At 61.9% G+C, this 4,510-nt stretch carries 3 protein-coding genes and 1 pseudogene; 2 read left to right on the plus strand and 2 right to left on the minus strand.

From position 1 onward, the window contains the following. Positions 1–309 precede the first annotated feature (309 nt). A complete protein-coding gene (locus M3461_00005; protein ID MDQ3772874.1) occupies positions 310–510 on the plus strand; it encodes a hypothetical protein in 201 nt (66 codons plus the stop codon). Between the two features lie 62 nt (positions 511–572). Here M3461_00005 and M3461_00010 read toward each other — a convergent pair whose 3' ends face one another. Both M3461_00010 and M3461_00015 read right to left on the minus strand, forming a co-directional pair. Then, complete coding sequence (locus M3461_00010) at positions 573–890, minus strand: response regulator transcription factor (GenBank protein ID MDQ3772875.1); 318 nt, start codon at positions 888–890, stop codon at positions 573–575. Between the two features lie 219 nt (positions 891–1,109). Further along, positions 1,110–1,280, minus strand: coding sequence for a hypothetical protein (locus M3461_00015; protein MDQ3772876.1), 171 nt, complete (start codon positions 1,278–1,280; stop codon positions 1,110–1,112). On the opposite strand from M3461_00015, the pseudogene M3461_00020 reads away from it, so the two are divergent. Beyond that, positions 1,279–3,052, plus strand: a pseudogene (locus M3461_00020) (IS1634 family transposase). The gene M3461_00015 and the pseudogene M3461_00020 sit on opposite strands and share 2 nt — an antisense overlap. The last annotated feature ends 1,458 nt before the right edge of the window (positions 3,053–4,510 follow it).

Raw genomic sequence — 4,510 nt, forward strand, 5'->3', positions numbered from 1 at the left:
AATCCATCACGGAGAAACTCTCTCGCTGTCGGCAGACTTTGGAGAAGATTCAGCCCGGCTGCACCAGTCCACGGAACAGGAAACGAAAGAAATAGCTGTCCATCTATTTCGTGGACACTACACTAGCGATCGGGGCCAACCCGAGGGCGTGTGGAGACACCCCTTAGGCACCAAGGGGTCAATTGTTTACTGTCGCTAGCAGCCTATCAAGCACGAATTCATCCTCTGGATGCACGAGACCACCTTCTGGGGCATGGAGGTCAACCACATCCTCAAGGGCAAGAAGATCCCACTCTGGACCAACCCACGGTGGGCACACGTTTAGGCGAAAAGGTCAGATTCCACGTCATCGGCCTGGGAACGGCCTTTCATACCTTCCTGCAGGGGCACCGCTGGCTGGAGCGCGGCACCACCAGCGTCGACACCGCCAATCTCGGCAACATCAGCCGCCAGGGCTTCGTCGTTGAGGCCGGTGAGAGCGTGGGGCCCGGTGAATGGCACTGCCAGTGAGTGGCACTACTGATCTGTAGGAGACTCCATAAGAGAGCGTCAGCAAGAACGGGTCGTGCTCGTCACACCCAGCCCTTCTTCCGGGCATGCAGCAATAGCTCGACGCGGTTCCTCACCTTGAGCTTTCCGTAGATACGGTGGAGATGCACCTTGACGGTCCCTTTGCCGATCGACAGGCTCTGGGCGATGGCCTGGTTGTTCAGGCCCTGCGCCGCGCGCTGCACGACCTCAATCTCGCGCCGCGTCAGCGCCTCGGCTCTGTTGCGCGTAGCGTCGCCTTGGCGGATCCTCCCCACGAGGTGGCCGATGGAACACGTCTCGAACCATTCGCCGCCCGCATGCACCTTGCGTATGCACTGCAGGAGGAGCCTGGGTGGCATCTCCTTGAGCACCACGCCGCGCGCACCGAGACGAATGGCCTCGACGATCTCCTGCTCGTCGATCCCCCCGCGAAGACCACCGCTCGCGTCGGCAGATTCTCCTCTTGCATCTCGCGCAAGACCGTCAGGCCCTCCGTTGCCGGAGGGCTGACGCCGAGCACCAGAACTGCTGGCCGGTGCCGGCGCACGGCCTCCAGTGTTTCTGCACTGTTGGCATGGCTAGCCCGACTTAGCCGATTCGCCCTCGTTTTTCTGGGTTGCCGAGGGGCCGGCGTTCGTAATCATTTGTTTTGTAAATGCAGCAGCGCAACGAATCGGCGAAAAATGATTGTAGTGAAGACCTTGGTTGTTTTCAAGAGAGGGATTTTGTGCATAATGGGTGGCCATCATGTTTCTGCGTGCCACCACCCGCAAGAAGGACGGCAAGGAGCACCGTTATTGGAGCATTGTCGAGAACAGGCGCCTGTGCGACGGGCGCGTGCTGCAACGCCATGTGCTGTATTTAGGGGAGATCAACGCCTCGCAGGAGTGGGCATGGCGTAAATCGATCGAAGTATTCGAGGATGGCGCAAAAGCACCTCGCACGCTCTCGCTATTCCCGGAGGATCGATGTGAAGGGCTCGTGCCGGACGAGACGGTGGTGCGGCTGCGGCTCAGTGACTTGCGGTTGTGCCGGCCCCGACAATGGGGTGCCTGTTGGTTGGCACTTTGGCTGTGGCAGGAGTTGCGGTTGGATGAGTTCTGGGCCAAGCGGCTCCCACGGAGCCGCAAGGGCACGCGCTGGGATCAGGTGCTGTTCGTGCTCGTGGCCTACCGACTGCTCGCGCCGGGCAGTGAGTGGCGGTTGCATCGAGAATGGTATGACCGGAGCGCCTTGGCCGATCTGCTCGGCGCCGATGAGGGGCTTTCCGATATTCACACGCTCTATCGGTGCCATGATCGGCTGCTCGAGCACAAGCGCGCGGTCTTCGATCACTTGACGAACCGATGGCGGGACCTCTTCAACGTTTCTTTCGATGTGCTGCTCTACGATCTGACGAGCACGTATTTCGAGTGCGACCCGCCCGAGGGGGATGACGCTAAACGCCGGTTTGGCCACTCGCGCGATCGGCGGTCCGACTGTGTGCAGGTGGTCATTGCCTTGGTGGTGACACCGGAAGGTTTGCCACTGGCCTATGAAGTCTTGGCGGGCAACACCACGGACAACACCACCTTGCGCGATTTCCTGGCGCGGATCGAAGAGCAATACGGCCGGGCGCGGCGCATCTGGGCGATGGACAGAGGGATCCCGACCGAGGCGGTTCTCAAGGAGATGCGCGAGAGCGATCCCCCGGTGCATTATCTGGTGGGAACACCCAAGGGGCGGTTGAGCCGGTTCGAGAAAGCGTTGCTGGCGCAGTCGTGGCAGGAAGCACGCCCGGGGGTGGACGTGAAGCTCCTGCCAGAGGATGGGGAACTTTATGTCTACGCGCAGAGTCGGGATCGGGTGGCGAAGGAACGGGCCATTCGCCGGCGGAAGCTGAAACGGTTATGGGCGCGTCTCAGGCAACTCTCGGCGATGACCCTCAGCCGCGAGGCGCTCTTGATGAAGCTAGGTGCAGCGCGCCAAAAGGCCCCGTCCGCCTGGCGTCTGGTCGAAGTCAAACTCGCCAAAGAAGAGGGTACGTTCCGCTATCGGCTCCGCCGTGACAAGCTCCGAGGTGCGTCGGCGCGAGGGTCGCTACCTCCTCCGCACCAATCTCACGGAAACCGATCCCGCGAAGCTTTGGCACTTCTACCTGCAGCTCGTTGCGGTGGAAGAGGCCTTCAAGAACCTCAAGGGGGATCTCGCCATCCGTCCCATCTTCCATCAACGCGAAAAACGCATCGAGGCCCATATCTTTATCGCCTTCCTTGCTTATTGCCTGCACGTCACGCTGAGCCGACGATTGCACCCCCTGGCGCCGGGGCTGACCCCCCGCAGTGTGATCGAGAAGTTCGCCGCCGTGCAGATGCTCGATGTGCACATCCCGACCACCGACGGTCGGGAGCTCGTCCTCACCCGTTACACCCAGCCCGAGCCTGAGCTGAAACTGCTCTTACAAAAGCTCGCGCTCCAACTTCCTGCCCAACCCCTGCCGAAGATCACCACCGCCGGGGTGACGCCACCGGCAACCGTGTAGTGCAGACCTACTGAGGTCGCTATGAGAATATCAAGTACTTAGTATCTTCGTACCTCTCGAATCGGCTAAGTCGGGCTAGCGAGGACAAAGAAATCCTGCTCGCGCGCAAACAGGTGCGTGAGGCCGTCGAGGACGATCGGTTGGTGGTCGGCGAGGACAAGTGTGATGGGCATGGGCATCGGCTCCCTCCGTTGTGCGGTACGGAGGGCCGCCGCCGGGCCCTAGGCGGGGTCTGTCGGATCGAGATCGGTGGCACCAACGCACCGTGGACGTAGGTTACGAGCTGCACGATAACGCCCTTCCACCGCCTCCGCATCCCCCTATTTGGGGGGGCGTGCACTTATTAAAATGAGGGGATCGCAACCGGACTTCGCACCCCTACACCGAGCGACTCGCCGGACGATCTACGAACGCATCGCCGCGCTTAACGCCCCAGGTCCTTGGACCGGTTTAGTGAACGTCTGGTCCGCGTCCAGATCAATCGATGCCGTTCGGCTGGCGCGAGCGCGATGTCCGGGCGCTGAGGCGCGTGCCTGGCCGGCATCCCTCGGTCGTGAGGGCCCGTGGTCTTCGGCGCTCGGGCGCGAGAGAGGTGCACGCGCCGCGGAGACGGGCGGCCGGTCAGGAGCCCCTTGACCTCGTACCCGCATCCTCCCCTGAACCATATAGCGGAAGATATAGGCGGCTCTACCATACGATCTATTGCGGCAGGGCGGTAGAGGGCGTATACGTCCAATTTGGATCTCTATGCGGCTCGCCGCATGACGTAGCACGCCGGCCTGTGGCACCAAGCCCTAGCGCGTGGGTCCAGCTTCGAACGTCGAACAACATAAGATAGAATGATGCGCGGTGCAGAAGCGCGCCGCAGCAACCAAGAGGAGGATCCGTTCAAAAACAGGAGCTGATGCGATACTCAGGTCCCTAGTGGCGCGGCTCGTCTGGGCGAGGCGGCGAAGGGGACCGAAGCATCCCATCCCGCGTATGCCGCGGGCCGGTAACCACCGGGTCCGTGGCACCGCATCGTTAACCCTGAATCGTTACCCCGGCGAGCTGCCCGTACTAAAACCCCGTTTCTAGCCAGGGGGGCAGGGTCGCATGAAGACCGGGGAACCGGGGCTGCCCGCTCGGGCGGTGCTTCCGTCCGAGGCCACATTTCGCGCACTGCAACAACCCCAAAGGCGCCTTGCTGCACACGCCGATCCCTGGCGTCGCTATCCCAACCGTGCTCTTGCGGTCCCCTCGGCCCGCAAGGCCCGTGCTCGTTTGACAGATCTTGAAGAGGAGAACGGAAATGTCGGAGCAATCGAACCACAAACGCTTACGTGACGCGGGCGGCCGAAGGCGGAACCTGAGCCCCAGATCGCCGAACCCACCTCTTTCCGTGATCCCTTGAAAATCGGCGGCCAGGGCCCGGAGATGGTCTGGGTCCCGGCCGGTAGCTACGACATGGGCAGCGCC

It is taken from the genome of Pseudomonadota bacterium (genome assembly GCA_030860485.1).
Classification (GTDB): domain Bacteria; phylum Pseudomonadota; class Gammaproteobacteria; order JACCXJ01; family JACCXJ01; genus JACCXJ01.

Bases quoted from the DNA above. Each gene is read 5' to 3' on its own strand.
- M3461_00010 (MDQ3772875.1), bottom strand. From the start codon at position 890: ATGCCACCCAGGCTCCTCCTGCAGTGCATACGCAAGGTGCATGCGGGC.
- M3461_00015 (MDQ3772876.1), bottom strand. From the start codon at position 1,280: ATGATGGCCACCCATTATGCACAAAATCCCTCTCTTGAAAACAACCAA.